This window comes from Sphingomonadaceae bacterium OTU29LAMAA1 (assembly GCA_024072375.1).
Classification (GTDB): Bacteria; Pseudomonadota; Alphaproteobacteria; order Sphingomonadales; family Sphingomonadaceae; genus Sphingomonas.
Map to the genome: position 1 here is coordinate 275,978 of CP099617.1, position 16,050 is coordinate 292,027.

At 64.2% G+C, this 16,050-nt stretch carries 15 protein-coding genes; 7 read left to right on the forward strand and 8 right to left on the reverse strand.

Annotated elements, in window-relative coordinates; genetic code table 11:
• Nucleotides 1-28 precede the first annotated feature (28 nt).
• Nucleotides 29-1,831 (forward strand): aspartate--tRNA ligase, encoded by a 1,803-nt coding sequence (gene aspS, locus NF699_01655; protein USU05433.1) that lies wholly within the window; start codon nucleotides 29-31, stop codon nucleotides 1,829-1,831.
• A 42-nt stretch (nucleotides 1,832-1,873) separates the two neighbouring features.
• On the opposite strand, the gene NF699_01660 is transcribed toward aspS, so the two are convergent.
• Both NF699_01660 and NF699_01665 read right to left on the reverse strand, forming a co-directional pair.
• A complete protein-coding gene (locus NF699_01660; GenBank protein USU05434.1) occupies nucleotides 1,874-2,488 on the reverse strand; it encodes a DUF5694 domain-containing protein in 615 nt (204 codons plus the stop codon).
• Nucleotides 2,489-2,529: 41 nt separating this feature from the next.
• Nucleotides 2,530-2,940: a hypothetical protein gene (locus tag NF699_01665; protein USU05435.1), complete on the reverse strand. Its 411-nt coding sequence runs from the start codon at nucleotides 2,938-2,940 to the stop codon at nucleotides 2,530-2,532.
• Between the two features lie 134 nt (nucleotides 2,941-3,074).
• Between NF699_01665 and NF699_01670 the strand changes: the two genes are divergently transcribed.
• The gene (locus tag NF699_01670; protein USU05436.1) at nucleotides 3,075-4,466 is read left to right on the forward strand and encodes an APC family permease; all 1,392 of its coding nucleotides are present in this window, start codon (nucleotides 3,075-3,077) and stop codon (nucleotides 4,464-4,466) included.
• Between the two features lie 14 nt (nucleotides 4,467-4,480).
• Complete coding sequence (locus NF699_01675; GenBank protein USU05437.1) at nucleotides 4,481-5,254, forward strand: polyphosphate kinase; 774 nt, start codon at nucleotides 4,481-4,483, stop codon at nucleotides 5,252-5,254.
• Between the two features lie 45 nt (nucleotides 5,255-5,299).
• Here the strand turns inward: NF699_01675 and NF699_01680 are convergent, their stop codons facing one another.
• From NF699_01680 to NF699_01690, 3 genes are read right to left on the reverse strand one after another with little or no spacing between them, the layout of a single operon-like run.
• Complete coding sequence (locus NF699_01680; protein USU05438.1) at nucleotides 5,300-6,673, reverse strand: glutamate--cysteine ligase; 1,374 nt, start codon at nucleotides 6,671-6,673, stop codon at nucleotides 5,300-5,302.
• 46 nt (nucleotides 6,674-6,719) lie between these two features.
• On the reverse strand, nucleotides 6,720-7,460 hold the full coding sequence (locus NF699_01685) for a 16S rRNA (uracil(1498)-N(3))-methyltransferase (GenBank protein ID USU05439.1): 741 nt from the start codon (nucleotides 7,458-7,460) through the stop codon (nucleotides 6,720-6,722).
• Entirely contained in the window at nucleotides 7,457-7,645 is a 189-nt protein-coding gene (locus tag NF699_01690) for a hypothetical protein (GenBank protein USU05440.1), read from the reverse strand. The genes NF699_01685 and NF699_01690 overlap by 4 nt, the downstream gene beginning before the upstream one ends.
• A 90-nt stretch (nucleotides 7,646-7,735) precedes the next feature.
• Here NF699_01690 and ubiA point away from each other — a divergent pair, with 90 nt between their 5' ends.
• From ubiA to NF699_01710, 4 genes are all read left to right on the forward strand, one after another.
• Nucleotides 7,736-8,662 (forward strand): 4-hydroxybenzoate octaprenyltransferase, encoded by a 927-nt coding sequence (gene ubiA / locus NF699_01695; GenBank protein USU05441.1) that lies wholly within the window; start codon nucleotides 7,736-7,738, stop codon nucleotides 8,660-8,662.
• Between the two features lie 119 nt (nucleotides 8,663-8,781).
• Nucleotides 8,782-10,131, forward strand: coding sequence for a TldD/PmbA family protein (locus tag NF699_01700; GenBank protein USU05442.1), 1,350 nt, complete (start codon nucleotides 8,782-8,784; stop codon nucleotides 10,129-10,131).
• Nucleotides 10,124-10,912 (forward strand): 3'(2'),5'-bisphosphate nucleotidase CysQ, encoded by a 789-nt coding sequence (locus tag NF699_01705; protein USU05443.1) that lies wholly within the window; start codon nucleotides 10,124-10,126, stop codon nucleotides 10,910-10,912. Before NF699_01700 ends, NF699_01705 begins: the two co-directional genes overlap by 8 nt.
• A 123-nt stretch (nucleotides 10,913-11,035) precedes the next feature.
• Entirely contained in the window at nucleotides 11,036-11,182 is a 147-nt protein-coding gene (locus tag NF699_01710) for a lmo0937 family membrane protein (GenBank protein ID USU05444.1), read from the forward strand.
• A gap of 38 nt (nucleotides 11,183-11,220) precedes the next feature.
• Here the strand turns inward: NF699_01710 and NF699_01715 are convergent, their stop codons facing one another.
• The 3 genes from NF699_01715 to NF699_01725 form a co-directional block, all read right to left on the reverse strand.
• Nucleotides 11,221-12,024, reverse strand: a complete 804-nt coding sequence (locus NF699_01715) for a LytTR family DNA-binding domain-containing protein (GenBank protein USU05445.1) — start codon at nucleotides 12,022-12,024, stop codon at nucleotides 11,221-11,223.
• Nucleotides 12,021-13,133 carry a histidine kinase gene (locus tag NF699_01720; protein ID USU05446.1) on the reverse strand — a complete coding sequence of 371 codons (1,113 nt, stop codon included), beginning with the start codon at nucleotides 13,131-13,133 and terminating at the stop codon, nucleotides 12,021-12,023. The genes NF699_01715 and NF699_01720 overlap by 4 nt, the downstream gene beginning before the upstream one ends.
• 100 nt (nucleotides 13,134-13,233) lie before the next feature.
• Nucleotides 13,234-16,020 (reverse strand): TonB-dependent receptor, encoded by a 2,787-nt coding sequence (locus NF699_01725; protein USU06958.1) that lies wholly within the window; start codon nucleotides 16,018-16,020, stop codon nucleotides 13,234-13,236.
• Between the last annotated feature and the right edge of the window lie 30 nt (nucleotides 16,021-16,050).

A 16,050-nucleotide genomic window follows, 5' to 3' on the forward strand; every position in this document is an offset into this window, starting at 1 on the left:
GCCCGCATCTTGCCGGAAGAAAACGACCATGCACGCCTATCGCACCCACACCTGCGCCGCGCTGACCGCGAGCAACGTCGGCGACACCGTTCGCCTGTCGGGCTGGGTGCATCGCAAGCGCGATCACGGCGGCGTGCTGTTCGTCGATCTGCGCGACCATTACGGCATCACCCAGATCGTCGCGGATAGCGATTCGCCGGCGCTGGCGACGCTCGAATCGCTGCGGGTCGAATCGGTGGTGACGATCGACGGACTGGTGAAGGCGCGGTCGGAGGCGACGGTGAACCCGAACCTCGCCACCGGTGCGATCGAGATCTTTGCGCAGGCCGCCAACGTGCAGAGCCATGCGCAGGAGCTGCCGATGCCGGTCGCGGGCGACCAGGAATATCCCGAGGACATCCGTCTGCGCTATCGCTTCCTCGACCTGCGTCGCGAGCGGCTGCACCAGAACATCATGCTGCGGTCGAAGGTGATTTCGTCGATCCGCCAGCGGATGATCGGGCAGGGCTTCACCGAATTCCAGACGCCGATCCTGACCGCGTCGTCGCCGGAGGGCGCGCGCGACTATCTGGTGCCGTCGCGGGTGCATCCGGGCAAGTTCTACGCGCTGCCGCAGGCGCCGCAGATGTTCAAGCAGCTGCTGATGGTGGCGGGCTTCGATCGGTATTTCCAGATCGCGCCGTGCTTCCGCGACGAGGATGCGCGCGCCGATCGTTCGCCGGGCGAATTCTACCAGCTCGATTTCGAGATGAGCTACGTCACGCAGGAGGACGTGTTCCAGGCGATCGAGCCGGTGCTGCATGGCGTGTTCGAGGAGTTCGCCGACTGGCAGGGCAAGGGGCGCAGCGTGTCGCCGCTGCCGTTCAAGCGCATTCCGTATCGCGAATCGATGCTGAAATACGGCAACGACAAGCCCGACCTGCGCAACCCGATCCTGATCACCGACGTCAGCGAGCATTTCGTCGGGTCGGGCTTCGGCCGTTTCGCCTCGATCGTCGAGGGGGGCGACGTCGTCCGCGCGATCCCGGCGCCGGGCACCGCCGACAGGAGCCGCAAGTTCTTCGACGACATGAACGGCTGGGCGCAGTCGGAAGGGTTCGCCGGCCTCGGCTATGCGACGCGCAAGGGCGGCGAATGGGGCGGGCCGATCGCCAAGAACCATGGCGAGGACAAGATGACGGCGATGGCCGACGCGCTCGGCCTGGGGCCGGACGACGGCTTGTTCTTCGCCGCGGGCAAGGAATCGCAGGCGGCGAAGCTTGCGGGGCTGGCGCGCACGCGGGTCGGCGAGACGCTCGGGCTGATCGACCAGAACCGGTTCGAATTCTGCTGGATCGTCGACTTCCCGATGTTCGAGTATGACGAGGACAACAAGAAGGTCGACTTCAGCCACAACCCGTTCTCGATGCCGCAGGGCGAGATGGAGGCGCTGGAAACCAGGGACCCGCTCGACATCCTCGCCTATCAGTACGACATCGTCTGCAACGGCGTGGAGCTGTCGTCGGGAGCGATCCGGAACCATCGCCCCGAGATCATGTACAAGGCGTTCGAGATCGCGGGCTATACGCAGGCCGATGTCGACACGAATTTCGCCGGCATGATCAACGCGTTCAAGTTCGGCGCGCCGCCGCATGGTGGTTCCGCACCGGGGATCGACCGGATCGTCATGCTGCTGGCGGACGAGCCCAACATCCGCGAGGTCATCGTCTTCCCGATGACGCAGAAGGCGGAGGACCTGATGATGGGCGCGCCGAACTTCGCGACGCCCAAGCAGTTGAAGGAGCTGAACCTGCGGGTCGCGCCGCAGATCGAGGCGCCGAAGGCGGGCTGATGCATCGACCGCGGCACCGGTGTTCCCGGTGCCGCGGTCGGATCAGCGAAGGATCGCCTCCGCGTCGACCAGTTGCACCTCGTGCATCATGTCGAGATAGGCATTGAAATACGCCTTGTGCGACGATCCGACGACCGGCAGCACCCGCGCGCTGGGCTGGGTCGCGAAAGCGGCGCGGATGTTGGCGACCATGCGCAGGTTGCGCACCTCCCACCAGCCGACGTAGCGGCGGCCCCAATATTCCGGCGTCTTGTCCTTGATCGATACGCCGAAATCGCTCTCGATCGAATCGCGCTGGAAGCGGACGCTGTTCGACATGCGGTAAGTCGCGAGCATATCCGCGGCATTGTCGAATGGCTGGGCCTGCGCCGTCGCGACGGCCTTGTTAGGGCCCGACCAGATGCGCTTGATCGCGACGCCGAAACCCGGTTCCTCGCTATGAACCGCGTCCGCGGTGTGATCGTCCACCGCTTGGACGCGCTCCAGACCGCATCGCGCCGCCAGCCTCGCGCCGATTTGATAATTCTCGTTCGCCAGACCATCCACGTTGCGCAGGCGCTTCACCAGCACATCGTTCAGCCCGTCGCCCTCGCGCCGCTCCGCCTCCGGCAGGCGCAGCCACTGGACCAGTGCCGACGCGGGTTCACCGGCAGCCAAGCATGATACTCGCCAACCGCCGCCGCGCCCCGGGCCGCGGATCAGCCGGCCACGTCGCCAGCATTGCCTTCCATCTGCGCGACCGCGGTCGCCTGATCCAGTCCCGTCGCCTTGTGCGCCGCCTCGACGGAGACGCAATATTGGTCCGCCATCCCGAGATAGATGGTCGCATAGCGGCGCAGCACGTCGCATTGTTCGCCCGACAGCGCCTCGATCGTGACCACGGTCGGCTTGTAGACGGCCAGCTTGTCGAGCGTGGAGGTCATCCACGCCGGCTGAAACCCCTTCAGATTGCTGAGGTGCGACGACCCGAGCACCAGTACCTGTGTCTTCGGTCCCGCGATATCGCGCTTCCATGAGCGTGGATCGAAAGACGGCGTCTGCGCGGCAGCCGTCTGTCCTGCCAGCACGCCGATCACCGTCGCTGCCAGAAGCGTGGCTTGTCTCATCATCACAGAATTCCCCCGATCGCCCTCGCAATCGACGCCATCGATCACGTAACGCTAAAGCGTTGTCCAGCGATGGCGAGACTGGCAGTTCGTCGTTAACCATGCCAACACGCCTGTCGCGCTAGGGGGCAGGCGATATGTTGGACGATCAGCTATTACCGGCACCGCCGACGCCGCTCGTCCGCAGCCTTGGCGTCATGGGCGTCCTGTTTCTCACCCTGTCGGTGGCAACGCCTGCGTCGTCCGTATTCGTCATCATCCCCGGCATGTTGCAGGTCGCCGGCACCGGCGCGATCTGGGCGATGATCCTTGCCGGGATCGTCTGCGTCGCCACTGCCTTCGTCTATGCCGAACTGTCGAGTGCATGGCCCGTCGCTGGCGGCGAATATGTCGCCGTCGCCAAGACGCTGGGACCGCTCGCCGGGTTCGTGATGCTGGGCGTCAACGTCTTCAACAACCTGTTCTTCCCGCCCGTTGCCGGTCTTGGCATCAGTGCGGTGTTGTCGACGGTTTATCCCGGATTGCCGGAAATTCCTGTCGCGGTAGCGGTGGTCGCCGCGTCGACCCTCGTCGCATTGCTTCAGATCCGCATCAATGCCTGGGTCACGGGGCTTTTTCTTCTCGGGGAAGTGTTGGCGCTGCTCGCCGTGATCGTGCTCGGCTGGTCGGATATTGTCCGCCCGTTCGGTGAATTCCTGTCCGCCCCGGTCATGCCGCAGGCCGCCGCATTGGTGCCCTCGTCACCCGCCGCGATCGGCCTTGCCACCTCGATCGCTATCTTCGCGCTCAACGGCTACGGCGCCGCAGTCTATTTCGGCGAAGAGATGCGCGAACCGTCCCGCCTCATCGCGCGCGCGATCCTCGCCAGCCTCGTCCTGACCCTGTTGTTCGAGATCGTGCCGACGGTCGCCGTGCTGATGGGGGCGCCCGACCTGCACACGCTGGTGACCGCCGACGATCCGTTCGGCCTCATCGCGCGGATGCGTGGCGACGGCTGGCTTGCGGATGCGATCGCGATCGGCGTCGTCATCGCCATCGTCAACGCCATCATCGCCTGTATCCTCGCCTGTTCCCGCTTCTTCTACGGCACCGCCCGCGACGGCAGCTGGGGCCGACCGCTGGACCGCTGGATGACGCAGATCCATCCCCGCTTCGGCTCGCCGTGGATCGGCACGCTGATCGTCGGAGGGGTGGGAGTGGCGTGCTGCTTCCTGCCGCTCACCCTGTTGCTGGTGCTCAGCGGCACCGGCCTCGTTGCGATCTACGCCGGCATCGCGGTGGCGGCGATCGTCGGACGGCGCAGCGGCACGACCGATCACGCGCGCTATCGCATGCCATGGTATCCGATGGCCCCGGTCATAACCCTCATCGCACTGGCCTATGTCGTGTGGACGAGCTGGTTCGACCTGGAAGAGGGGCGTCCCGGCCTGATCATGACCGGCGTGCAGATCGTCGGCTCGGCGGCCTATTACTGGTTCGTCCTGCGCCGCCGCGGCGGCTGGCGCGTTCACGTACCGAACGAAGGTTGAAGAGGGGCACGCGCGTGATCGATCTGTCGGATTATGAGAAGACCAGACCCTACAAGGATCACTACAAGCGCGATCTGGCCGCGTTGCAGGACCGGCTGGAAAGGATCCTCGTCGCCTATATCATTCATGGTCGGCGCGCCGTGATCATGCTGGAAGGGTGGGACGCCGCGGGGAAGGGCGGCATCATCCAGCGCCTCACCGCCGACTGGGACCCACGCCATTTCGAGGTCTATCCGATCGCCGCCCCCACGGCGGTGGAAAAATCGCACGATTTCCTTTGGCGATTCCGCACGCGCCTGCCCGAACCGGGCAACGTCACGATCTTCGACCGCAGCTGGTACGGCCGCGTCCTCGTCGAGCGGGTCGAGGGATATGCGACCGAGGCGGAATGGCGCCACGCCTATGACGAGATCAACGCCTTCGAAGCTGAGACAGTCGAGGGCGGCACTACGCTCGTCAAGTTGTTCGTCCACGTGTCTCAGGTCGAACAGGACAAGCGCCTGAAGGACCGGCTCGACGACCCGTGGAAGCGGTGGAAGACCGGCCTCGACGATTACCGCAACCGGTCACGGCGTCAGGATTATCTCGACGCGATGCACGACATGTTCGCTCGTACCGACACTGGCGGCGCGCCATGGGTGGTGATCAACGGCAACGACAAGAAGTCCGCCCGTATCCACGCTTTGACCGCCGTGGCCGACCAGCTGGAAGCGAATGTCGACATGACACCACCGCCGCTGGACCCGGAACTGGAGCGGGTAGCGAGGGCGGCGTTGGGGCTCGGCTAGGAACTCCCCGTCACACGGGAACCCGGGGGGGATGCCGAGGTAAGGTCAGAAACTCGCCTCGTCATACACCCGGCTGAGGTCACCCGCCCAGTCGCCGTTGTACCGATCGAGCAACACCTGCGCCGGCACCTTGCCCGATCGCACGACTTCGCGCAGCGGATCGAGGAACCCGGTCTCGTTATCTCCGGCGAAATTGCCGCGCGCCCGCGCCGCCAGCCCGGCGTGCGCGATGTCGAGCACCTGGCCTGCGATATCGCCGAGCCGCCCGCCACCCGGCAACGGGGCATCCAGCGCCAGCCTCGGCACCGCATCACGCAGCGTCTGGCGATCCTCGATACTCCAGTCCTTCACCAGATCCCACGCGGCATTCAGCGCGTCGTCGTCGTACAGCAATCCGACCCAGAACGCCGGCAGCGCGCAAATCTTGTTCCACGGCCCACCATCCGCGCCCCGCATCTCGAGGAACGTCTTCAGACGCACTTCCGGAAAGGCGGTCGACAGATGGTCGTTCCAGTCGTCCAGCGTCGGCTTCTCGCCCGGCAGCACGCTCAATTCGCCACGCAGGAAATCGCGGAACGAGAGCCCGGCCGCATCGATGTAGCGCCCATCGCGATAGACGAAGTACATCGGCACATCGAGCATGTAATCGGCGTAGCGTTCGTACCCGAAGCCTTGCTCGAACACGAACGGCAGCATGCCTGTCCGCGCCGGATCTGTATCCGACCAGATATGGCTGCGATACGACAGGAAGCCGTTCGGCTTGCCCTCCGTAAAGGGCGAATTGGCGAACAGCGCGGTCGCCATCGGCTGCAGCGCCAGCCCGACGCGAAACTTCTTCGCCATATCCGCTTCCGACGCATAATCCAGATTGACCTGGATCGTGCACGTCCGCAGCATCATGTCGAGGCCCATGCTGCCGACGCGCGGCATGTGCCGCAGCATGATCGCGTATCGGCCCTTGGGCATGATCGGCAACTCGTCGCGCCGCTTGTCGGGCCACATGCCGAGGCCGAGAAAACCGATGCCCAGCTTCTCTCCCGCCGCCTTCACCTGTTCCAGATGCCGGCCGGTTTCGGCACAGGTCTGGTGTAAATTCTCCAGCGGCGCGCCGGACAGTTCGAACTGTCCCGCCGGTTCCAGGCTGACGCTGCCGTCCGCGCCGGTCAGCGCGATCAGGTTTCCTCCTTCCTCAACGGCTTGCCAGCCATATTGCTGAAGCTCGATGAGAAGGTCGCGGATGCCGCCGGCCTCGTCCCAACTCGGTGCGGCGTGATCGCGGGTGCGATAGACGAATTTCTCGTGCTCCGTTCCGATCCGCCAGCGGTCGCGCGGCTTTTCGCCCCGCGCGAAGCTGGCGATGAGTTGCTCGCGCGACTCGATGATCGGCGAGTTCTTCACGGTCTCGGTCTTGGTCGTCATGTTCGCGCCCTTACGCGCGGATGAACGGGTACGCCAGCCAGACTTCCTACCAGTCGCCCGCCGCCGCCATCCACAGCGACACTGCCGCCGCCGCCGCCGTGTCGGCGCGCAGGATGCGGGGTCCCAGACCTACGCCAACCGCCTGAGGATGCGCGCGAATCGCCTCGCGCTCGTCCGATGTGAAGCCCCCCTCCGGTCCGATCAGGATCGCTGCGGGGCCGGGGCGCGAACGCATCGCCTTTAGCGCAGGCACTCCGCCCGTTTCGTCGGCGAAGAATAACGTCCGTCCGGCCGGCCAATCTCTCAGCAATGCCGCCAGCTTCACCGGCTCGGCCAGCGCCGGCAACGCCGTACGTGCGCACTGTTCCGCTGCTTCGATCATATGGCTGCGCAGCCGATCGAGCTTGGGCCGATCCACTATTGTCCGTTGCGTCAGCACCGGCACCAGCCGATCGACGCCCAGCTCGCACGCCTTCTCGGCCAACCAGTCGACCCGGCCCTTCTTCAGCGGCGCCGAACATAGCCATAGGTCGGGAACCGGCTCCCGTGCGCGCAAACATGTCGACACGTCGACGTTAAGATCGCGCTTGCCGACCTGAGCCGCAATGGCCAGCCATTCGCCCGTCTGGTCGTCGAACAACTTCAACGGATCGCCCGGCGCCATGCGCATTACGGACACCAAATAATGCGCTGCCGGCCCATCGATGCGCAGCGGCCCGGCCTCCAGCCGCTGATCGACGAACAGGCGCGGGGTCGACTGCGGCGGCCATGCAGGGGTTGCGGTCATGGGCGCTCTCCGCGCTTCGCCTGCCGATCGCGTTGCCGCACCCATAGCTTCCGTGCGATGATCCACACCAGCAACGCCGCCATCGCGACCCCGACCACGGCGAATGTAACGACCCCCGCCACGCGCAAGATCGCCCAGAATAGCGCCTCCACGAAACGCCCGACGGCCACCGATAATCCGATCATCGTCATCCGATTGCCGCAACATCGCGGCGATAGCGAGGCAATTTCCGATCCTCCTTGCCGTCATGGCCACGAACACGCCAAAGACGGACGATGCTAGCCGAACCCCGTTCCGACCAGATCGTCCCCGACAGCGAACATCGTGGCCTCGTCGGGCGTCTGCCGCCACTACCGCGCGGCCTCGCGTTGCTCGCCCGGCTCGATCGTCCGATCGGTTGGTGGCTGCTGTTCTGGCCAGGCGCCTGGGCGGTGGCCCTTGCTGGTGGTGCGGTCTCGCACTGGCCGTTGATCTGCTGGATTCTCATCGGCAGCATCGCGATGCGCGGGGCTGGCTGCGTCTACAACGACATCGTCGATCGCGATCTGGACGGGCAGGTCGCCCGCACGCGTGCGCGGCCAATCCCAAGCGGCCTGATATCCGTCAAACTCGCTTGGGTCTGGCTGCTCCTGCTCTGCCTCGCCGGCTTGGTCGTGCTGCTGCAACTGCGGGCCATTGCCGCGATTGTCGCGGTCGCGAGCCTTGCCCCCGTCGCTGTCTATCCCTTCATGAAGCGGATCACCTGGTGGCCGCAGGCGTGGCTGGGCCTCGTCTTCTCCTGGGCGGCGCTGGTCGGGTGGAGCGAGGTCGCAGGCGATCTCTCCCTGCCGATGTGGCTGCTGTACGCCGGCTGCGTGGCATGGGTGATCGGATATGACACCATCTACGCGCTGCAAGATCGCGAGGACGACGCCATGATCGGCGTGCGCTCCTCCGCATTACGGATGGGCTCGCACGTCAAAGGCGGCACTGCCGCGTTTTATGCGATTGCGATCGCATTCTGGGGCGTCGCCATCTGGCAGGTCCGGCCTGACGCGCTGGCTGTACTGGCCCTGCTGCCGGTCGGTGCCCAGCTGATCTGGCAAGTCGCGACGCTGATACCCAATGATGGCGACAACGCCCTCGCGCGCTTCCGCAGCAACCGCTTCGCCGGCCTGCTGATGTTCCTTGCCTGCGCCGTCGTGGGTTTGTCGGCAGGGTGAGGATCGCCGTGGTGGACGCAGGCGCCGCCCTCCGGATGGGTCCGGACGGCGTTCGCAAGACCATGAAGGCGGCGCGCAGCCTCTAGCATCGCGTCCCCCATATCCCTAAGTCCGCAACCATGCTGACACCTGATCAGGCGCGCGATCGCGCAGCCGATATCGTAGCCCTTGCCGCACGCGCCGGAGCGGATGCCGCCGACGCGGTCTTTGCCGCCGATGCATCGATTGATCTTTCAGTCCGCCTCGGCGCGCTGGAGGATGTCGGACGGTCGGAAAGCGAAGAACTCGGGCTGCGTGTTTTCGTCGGCCGGCGTTCCGCCAGCGTTTCGACCTCCGATCTTTCTGATGACGCCGTTTCGGCCCTGGTCGAGCGGGCCGTTGCGATGGCGCGCGAAGCGCCCGAAGACAAATGGTCCGGCCTTGCCCCGCAGGATCGTCTGATGAACGGCGCGCCGCCGCTGCTCGATCTCGATGACGGTGGCACGCTGACCCCCGCCGAACTGCGCGAGTTGGCGCTGGAGGCAGAAGACACCGCCCGCGCCGTGCCCGGCGTGACCAATAGCGAGGGTGGTGGCGCCAGCGCATCCCGGTCGATTTGGGCGCTGGCGACCAGCCACGGGTTTGCCGGAGCCTATGCCGCTACCGCCTACAGCCTGTCGGCAAGCGTGCTGGCTGGCGACGCGGCGAATGGCATGGAGCGCGATTACGCGCACCACGCCGCCCGCAAGCGCGCGCATCTTGAATCGGCTGCCGATATCGGTCGTCGCGCCGGCGAGCGTGCGGTGGCGCGGATCAATCCGGGCCGGATCGCCAGCGGACCGATGCCGGTCGTGCTCGATCCGCGTGTCGGTTCGTCGTTGCTCGGCCACCTCACCGGCTCCATTTCCGGGCAGGCGATCGCACGCAAGACCAGCTTCCTGCTCAACGCACTGGGTACTCAGGTGTTCGCGGACGGCGTCACCGTGCGAGACGATCCGCACCGGCCCCATGGCCTGCGGTCACGTCCCTTCGACGGCGAGGGCCTGTCGGTGTCTCCGGTGGCGCTGATCGAGAATGGGATGCTGGAGAGCTGGTTGCTGGACAGCGGTTCGGCACGGCAGCTGGGCCTAGAGCCGACCGGCCACGCCGCTCGCGGCGTCGGTGGATCGCCCGGCGTTTCGCCCAGCAATCTCTACATGGAGGCAGGCGACGTGCCGGTCGCCACCTTGATCGCCGATATTGCCGATGGCGTGTACGTCACCGAACTGATCGGGCAGGGCGTCAACGGCGTCACCGGCGACTATAGCCGCGGCGCAGCGGGCTTCCGCATCGTCGGTGGACAGATCGCCGACCCGGTTGCCGAGTTCACGATCGCAGGCAATCTGAAGGACATGTTCCGCGCTCTGACACCAGCCAACGATCTCGAATTCCGGTATGGCACCAACGTGCCGACGTTGCGCATCGATGGCATGACCGTCGCGGGTGGCTGATCCCCGCGCCGATCTGACGGCCGCCGTCGCTCAGGTCGCGCATGAGGCGGGACAGATGGCGCTCGCTCGCTGGCGAACGGATTTCTCGCGCTGGGAAAAGACGCCGGGCAGTCCGGTGTGCGAAGTCGATCTGGATGTCGACCGGATGCTGCGCGCACGGTTGGCGGGCTTGCTGCCGGCCGCAGGCTGGCTGTCCGAGGAGACGGTCGACAGTCCGGATCGGCTGGCGCAGGCGCAGGTCTGGGTGGTCGATCCGATCGACGGTACGCGCGATTATATCCGCGGGAGGAAAGGCTGGGCGGTGTCGATCGCTCTCGTGGAGGACGGTCGGGCTACCATTGGCGTGCTCGACGCGCCCGCGCGGGGGGAACGATGGAGCGCTGCAGTCGGGCAGGGGGCCTGGCGGAATGGCGTCCGCTTGCGGGCTGGCAATCGTATCGAGCTAAACGGCGCGCGTGTTCCGACGGATGCCCTACCGAAGGTCGACCGACATCTGGTGATGGTCCACAAGCCGAATTCCATTGCCCTGCGCATGGCAATGGTCGCCGCCGACGAGGCTGATCTCGTCGCCACGCTCCGTTGGGGGAACGAATGGGACATCGCCGGCGCTGCGGTGATCGCGAGCGAGGCCGGGGCTGGCGTCAGCGATGCGACCGGCGCCTCGCTGCGCTACAACAAACCCAATCCTACCGCATTCGGCGTCATGGTCGCCGCGCCGGGCATTCACGATGCCGCCGTAGACTGGCTACGGGATCGCGCGTCGGCGATACTCATGAGATAGCTGACGTGAAGCGCCTCTAATCCCGACGTTTTCTTCAGATCGCAGGAACGCAATTTGTGTTCGTAACGTTTTGTTTCCAGTGGCGGCCGTGTCGGTCGCCGTCACCGGAAGGGATGATTTCCGATGCTGTGGACGATCGCCGTGATCCTGCTGATCCTCTGGCTGCTGGGCGTGTCCCTCAATATCGCTGGCGGGTTGATTCACATCCTGCTGGTGATTGCGATCATCGTCGGCCTTATCCAGCTCTTCACCGGGCGACGCGCCTTGTAGCGGAAGAGCGGGCGGTCCATCGTCGGACCGCCCCGTCATTAGTGGACGAAACGCGCCACGACGTCGCGATAACTGCGGCTGACCTTAACGCTCGCGCCCGAGTCGAGCACCAGGAAGCACTCGCCATTCGTGTGCGGCTTCACCTGCTTGACGAGATCCAGGTTGACGATGGTTGACCGGTGAACGCGCTGGAAACGTCGGGGGTCGAGACGCTTCTCCAGATCCTTCATCGTCTCCCGCAGGATCAGTGTGTTGTCCCCGGTGTAGATGCACATGTAATCGCCGGCCGCGTCGATCCGCTCGATCGTGTCGACGTCGACGCGAAAAATCTGGCCACGATCCTTGATGTTGATGAGCTTCTCGAAGCGATTCGCGCTGACCGCATCGCCGCCGCCGTCCGCCATGTCCGCCGCCGCTTCAGGCGCATGCTCGGCGAGAACCTCCTTCAGCTTCTCGACCTCTTCGACGCCGCGTTTTTCGCTCAGCCGCTGCCGCACGCGTTCGATCGTATCGGCAAGACGGGACTCTTCGACCGGCTTCATCAAATAATCGACCGCCTGCGCCTCGAACGCCCGCAGCGCGTGATCCGAATAGGCGGTGACGAAGACGAACAGCGGCGGCTCCACCTCCATCAAGCCTTGCACGACAGAAAAGCCGTCGAAGCCCGGCATCTGGATATCGAGGAAGACGAGGTCGGGCTTATGCGTCTTGATTGCCCGGATCGCCTCGCGGCCGTTGGAGCATTTTTCGATGATCTCGATATCATCATGCGCTTGAAGCCTTAGCTCCAGCCCCTGGATCGCGAGTGGTTCGTCGTCCACCAGGATGGTTCTGATCGTCATGCGGCCTCTCTACTCAGATCGTCGAGCTGGAAGGGTATTTCGATGTCCACCGAAAAGCCTCCAGCCGGCGTGGTACGCGTCTCGAAACGGTGATCCGGGCCGTATGCCTGGATCAGCCGTTCCCTAATATTGGGGAGACCTACGCCGGTTGAAAGGCTTGGCATCGCACGGCCGTCCTGCAAACCCGGTCCGGTGTCGGATACGCCGATCTGCACGCGATCCCCGGCGAGCCGCACGCGAACGCAGATTTCCGCGCCTTCCTCCTGCGTACTGACCGCATATTTGATCGCATTCTCAACCAGTGGCTGGAGCAGCAGCGACGGCAAACGTGCACGTTCCGCAGCCTGATCGATCTCGAATTTCGGCCGCAGCCGCTCCTCGAACCGCATTTTCTCGATCTCCAGATACAGCTTCAGGGTCTCCACCTCCTGCGCGACCGTCACATGCGCAGTGGGCTCGTTCGCGAGAGTGTACCGCAGGAACGAGGACAGACGGCTCAGCATGGCGTTGGCCCGCTCGGTTTGCTTCAGCAACACCAGCGTTGAGATCGAATTAAGCGTGTTGAACAGGAAGTGCGGGTTCAGCTGATAACGCAGCATCGCGAGCTGTGCCGACGACGCCTGATTCTCCAGATGCTGCATCTGGTCGATTTGATCCTCGACGATCAGGTAGAAATTGATTCCGAAATACAGCGCCGACCAGCCGAACAGCGCTGTGAAGGTGACGTAGAATGACACCAGCATGCGCGGAATCGTGACCCCCGGCTGACCGTTTTGGATGAGCGACCAGGTAAATGCGTCGAGAAATGCGGAGAATAGCGTGGCGAAGGCGAAGGCTAGAATCGTCAGGATGAGTCCAGGCGCGCGCGGCAAACCCCGGAAATAGCCGTACAGCGTCGACAGCAGCAGCGTGACGCAATAGCCGACAATCGCTTCGAAAATCACCGGGATGATGACGTCGAGCGACAGGTTGGTCAGCGTCGATGCGCCGCGGAGCAGCAAGTAGCCGGTCCAGCCGACTGCTTGCAAAGTCCAGAACGCGCGGCTCTTGTTCTCGAAGAATGGTCGCACGTTGAGTGCGGGGCGGGGTGGGGCGGGAAGGGTCGCCATGTCGCCGCGGTCTCTACACGGCAGCGGGGCAGGGTGCAAAAAAGAAGGGCCGCCGTTCCCAAAGGAGCGGCGGCCCAGTCTTCCAGTCAGGTCCAGCCGTTTAGATGCCGACGTTCAGCGACAGGATGAATGCCCGCGGGCTGCCGATCTGCACGAACGGGATGGTGTTGTTGACGCTGAGCGTCTGACCACCCGTGAAGCCGCCGACGTAGAACTTGTTGAACGCGTTCACGACGTTGAGCTGGAGATAGGTCTTGTTCTTGCCGCCGATGCCGACCCAGTCGAGCGCCAGACGTGCGTCGAAGTCGACGACGGTGTAGCCACCAGCGGTTGCGTCCCACGTCTGTACCTGGAAGCCACGTGTACCGGTGAAGTTTGCCGGGGTGTTGGCAATCGTCGGGCAGACCGTGTTCAGCAGCGCCGTGGTGCAGCCGAAGTTGCCCAGGTTCTGATCGTTGACGTAGCGGCGACCGGTGCGCTTCGCCTGTGCACCGAGTTCGAGCGGACCCAGCGATGCCTGGATACGACCGCCGAAGGTGTAAACCGGAGCACCTGATTCACGCTTGCCTGCCGTCTGGGCGAGGATCGGAGCGCCTGCGACCGTGCAGTTGATCGTCGTGTTGGCCGTCGTCAGCGTCGTCGGGCAACGACCGATCTCGACGTCGTTCTTGATCTCCGACTTCAGGTACGAGCCGTATACATAGACCAGCAGTTCGTTGATCGGGCGATACGTCAGGCTGGCATCGACGCCATATTTGTCGACGCGACCGAGGTTGCGGTAGATCGTCTGCTGCGTGTCGAGGTCATAGGCGCTGGCCAGACGATTCTGGAAGCGCGTGTACCAAGGACCCACCGATGCCTGGATGCGGCCAGCGGCGTAGCGGATGCCTGCATCGAAGTTGTCGGTGGTCTCGGGCGTCGGGTTCGCAGGCGTGGTGTTCTGCGGATAGTAGAACGCCTGATACAGGTTGTCCGTGCCGGGAACCTGAATGCCCTTCGAGTAATTTCCGAAGATCGAGAACGCGTCGGTAAACGAGTAGGTCAGGCCGCCAGCAGGCAGCAGCTTGTCGTACTTGTACGTGCGCTGTTGCGGCGCGGCGTATCCGGTGATCGTGGGAACTGCCGTCGTCCCACCCACGACATAGGGATTTGCGGCCGCATAGGCGGTGTTCTGCGCCGGCGTAGCGAGGCAGTCGAGATTGCCGTTGGCACCCGTGACGAAGCAGTTGTTGGTCAGGTCGCGCTTGAACCACTTGCCGGTCAGCGACGCCTCGACGCGCAGCTTATCCTCGAAGAAGTTGCCGATATACTGCGCGAAGCCCTGATTCAGGATCGCCTTGGACAGACGGTTACGCTTCTGGACGATGCCGCCGTTGACCGCGGCGATGCCGTCGTTGACCGGGAATACGTCGAAGGGAACGCCATTGGCCTGCAGGTAGCCGAGCTCACCGGTCTGCTTGTGGCGACCATAGTCGAGCGTGTAGCCGACACGGATGCTCTGCGAGTCCGAGAAATCGTAGCGCAGCGATGCGATCACGCCATAGCGGTTGGTTTCGGTCTGACTGGGGGCGAGCAACGTCACCTGATCGATCACGTCGCCGTCGCCGTTCAAGTCGCGACCGAAGTAATATTGGCCGCCGATGAAGCCGTATTGCGGCGTGGCGATCGGTACGCCGGTCGTGCGGGTGAAGCCCGATTCACGGGCGGTGACCGTGCCGCCACCGTTTGCCTTGGTGTACTGGTAGCTCGGATCGACGAACAGCGTCAGCTTGTCGCCGAGCGAGAAGCGCGAGTTGATGCGGATATTGCCGGTGTTCGACGGGTTGTAGCGCTCGTCGAAGCTGGTGCCGCAACCGCTGCCATTGTTCGAATTGCCGGGGGCGTTGACGATGGCGGGGGTATCAGCGACCCCAGCCTGGGCGACGTCGATCTGGCAACGTGCGATCGAATAGGGCAATTCGTCGCGGCTGTTCGGGAAGCGATTGGTGTTGCCGGTGCCAGCGGTGCGGACGGCACCGGTGATGAGCGTCGGGTTGGGGTTCGCCGGGGTCGGCGTGCCGGGAAGAACGTTCTGGCTGAGCACGTTGGTGTCGTAACGCAGCGGAGCGGAGCCGAAGAAATTATTACGGTTCTGGTTGTAGTGGCCGGAGATCGAGATGAAATCCTTGCCGCTGCCGATCGGCTGATAGATCTTGGCGTTATACTGCTGCTTCTCGATCTTACCGAAGTTGTTGAACACTACGTCGTTGGTCGCGCTCGAGGCCGAAAGCCAGGCCTTGGTGCCGAACGAGGTGAACACGCCGGTGTTGACCAGGCCGAAAACGCGGAAGAAGCTGTAATCGCCGACCGAGCCGACCATGCGCGCACCGAAATCATCGGTGGGGATCAGCGTGCGGTAGTTGACGGTCGAGCCCGAAGCCGAGGCGGTAGGCGAGTCGGGATCGGTCGCGCCGAGGTTGACGTTGACCTGCTCGATCAGCTCGGGGTCCAGCTGCTGATTCGAGTAGATCGCATAGTTGCCGGTGTCGTTTAGCGGGATGCCGTCGAACGTCTGGCTGATGCGGCTGCCGTCGAAGCCGCGGATGGTAAGCGTGCCGCCGGCCGAACCGAACGGATCGTTGTTCTGGAAGCTGACGCCGGGTAGCTGGTTGATGATGTCGTTGATCGTCTGACCAGGCGTCTGACGCGAGATGAAGGTCTGATTCAGGACCTGCTTGTTCTTCGACGTGTTGGGAATGTCCACGCCGCCAACGCCGGCTTCGCGCGCGCCGGTGACAACGATCTCACCCGAACCCACGTTGTCCGCTTCGGCCGAGCCGGTCGACTGGGCGAATGCCGCGCCCGGAATCATGAGCGCGGCGAAGGCCACGCCGCAAGCGAATGTCATACGCATCTGGTCTAGTCCCCTTTGAGCTTG